This is a genomic window from Fibrobacter sp. UBA4297 (genome assembly GCF_002394865.1).
Taxonomy (GTDB): domain Bacteria; phylum Fibrobacterota; class Fibrobacteria; order Fibrobacterales; family Fibrobacteraceae; genus Fibrobacter.
The window spans coordinates 14,125-14,347 of record NZ_DGUZ01000011.1; the positions used below are offsets into that span (position 1 = coordinate 14,125).

The 223-nt window shown below is 50.7% G+C and carries 1 protein-coding gene; it reads right to left on the reverse strand.

From position 1 onward, the window contains the following. Positions 1 to 223: hypothetical protein (locus B3A20_RS05955; protein ID WP_290762782.1), on the reverse strand; the 223-nt coding region annotated here is incomplete at both ends.

The window sequence follows — 223 nt, forward strand, 5'->3', positions numbered from 1 at the left end:
GATTCCGGTTCTTCGCTAGAGCTGGAGACTTCTTCAGAGCTAGAGGATTCCGGTTCTTCGCTGGAGCTAGAGACTTCTTCAGAGCTAGAGGATTCCGGTTCTTCGCTGGAGCTGGAGACTTCTTCAGAGCTAGAGGATTCCGGTTCTTCGCTGGAGCTAGAGACTTCTTCAGAGCTAGAGGATTCCGGTTCTTCGCTAGAGCTAGAAACTTCTTCAGAGCTAG